We start from the raw sequence: 1,199 nt of genomic DNA on the forward strand, positions 1-1,199 counted from the left end.
ATGCCCTTGAAGACCTCATTGAAGCTGCGAATGGGAATCCCGTGCTTGTGGCGTATTGGTGGCAACACGACCTGGCACGCATCCGGCAGCGCTTCCCGCAATCCAGACAGTTAAAAACATCGGCGGATATTGAGGCTTGGAATGGCGGTGAGATTCCGCTGGGGGTAATTCATCCAGCGTCCGCTGGACATGGGCTTAACCTCCAGCAAGGAGGCTCCATCCTCATCTGGTATTCGCTCACCTGGAGCCTTGAGCTCTATCAGCAGACCAACGCCCGTCTGTATCGGCAAGGCCAGAGCAAGCCGGTGACTATTACGCATATTGCGACCAAGGATTCGATTGATCAGCGGATCTTATCGGCACTCGAATCAAAGAACATGACCCAGTCGGCGCTCATCGACGCGGTAGCGCAGACCTTGAGAGGAGAAACGAAATGAGCGTTACGCATCAAGAAACCGACATCACCTGGCGTTACGTTGACCGTCGCGCCGCTGCTATCAACGCACTGCGTGACTACGCCACTATGGAAACCATCATCGATAACACTCCCGACGACCTGAAAGCCATCGAAGCCGACCTGCCCGGTCCATCCTCCCCCGTCTTGGATGGCAGCCGCCGTGCGTTTAATCCCACCGCGGCTGAGGACAAAATCCTTAACCATTTGGAACGGATCGATAACCGCACCCGCAAATACCTGCAAGCCAAGGATTACATGGACTGGTTCAACCCCGCATGGCAAGCGCTCACCGATGAGGAACGTGACGTGCTAGAGGTTTGCTTCCTTTCTGGGCACGAGTCCGCCACTGATGCGATTTATGAGGTGCAAGAGCGGCTAAATGTGGAACGCTCCACCGCCTACAACCGGCGCAAAACCGCCCTCGACCACCTCACCAGTCTCCTGTACGGACGCTAAAATGCTTGGACAAAACGCGGACGACATTCCCGTTTCGAGCCTGATATAGTGTAACTAGTTAGAAAAAGGTCAAAGCCCCGAGCGGAAAATATCCTCTCGGGGCTTTACCATCACCACAGGAGATAACGGGAATGCCAAGCAAACCCAAACGTCCCTGCTCAGCACCGGGCTGTCCCGAACTAACCCGCGAAAGGTTCTGCCAGCTCCACGCCAAAAAGGCAGACAAGAACTACCGCAGGTTTCAACGCGACCCGAAGATCAACAAGCGTTATGGTGCGCGCTGGCG

Annotated in this window: 1 protein-coding gene and 2 pseudogenes; all 3 read left to right on the top strand. The window is 55.3% G+C overall.

Translation table 11 applies throughout. The annotated features are described in order from the left end of the window. A pseudogene (locus tag PG731_RS09095) lies at positions 1 to 437 on the top strand (DEAD/DEAH box helicase); the annotation flags it as partial. Next, positions 434 to 913, top strand: coding sequence for a hypothetical protein (locus tag PG731_RS09100; protein WP_270773429.1), 480 nt, complete (start codon positions 434 to 436; stop codon positions 911 to 913). The pseudogene PG731_RS09095 and the gene PG731_RS09100, both read left to right, overlap by 4 nt. A gap of 131 nt (positions 914 to 1,044) precedes the next feature. Further along, a pseudogene (locus tag PG731_RS09105) lies at positions 1,045 to 1,199 on the top strand (HNH endonuclease); the annotation flags it as partial.

Source organism: Pauljensenia sp. OF14-1SRA (genome assembly GCF_027694595.1).
Taxonomy (GTDB): Bacteria; Actinomycetota; Actinomycetes; order Actinomycetales; family Actinomycetaceae; genus Pauljensenia; species Pauljensenia turicensis_B.

Excerpts from the sequence above, each read along its gene's own strand:
- PG731_RS09100 (WP_270773429.1), top strand. The coding sequence starts at position 434 with ATGAGCGTTACGCATCAAGAAACCGACATCACCTGGCGTTACGTTGAC.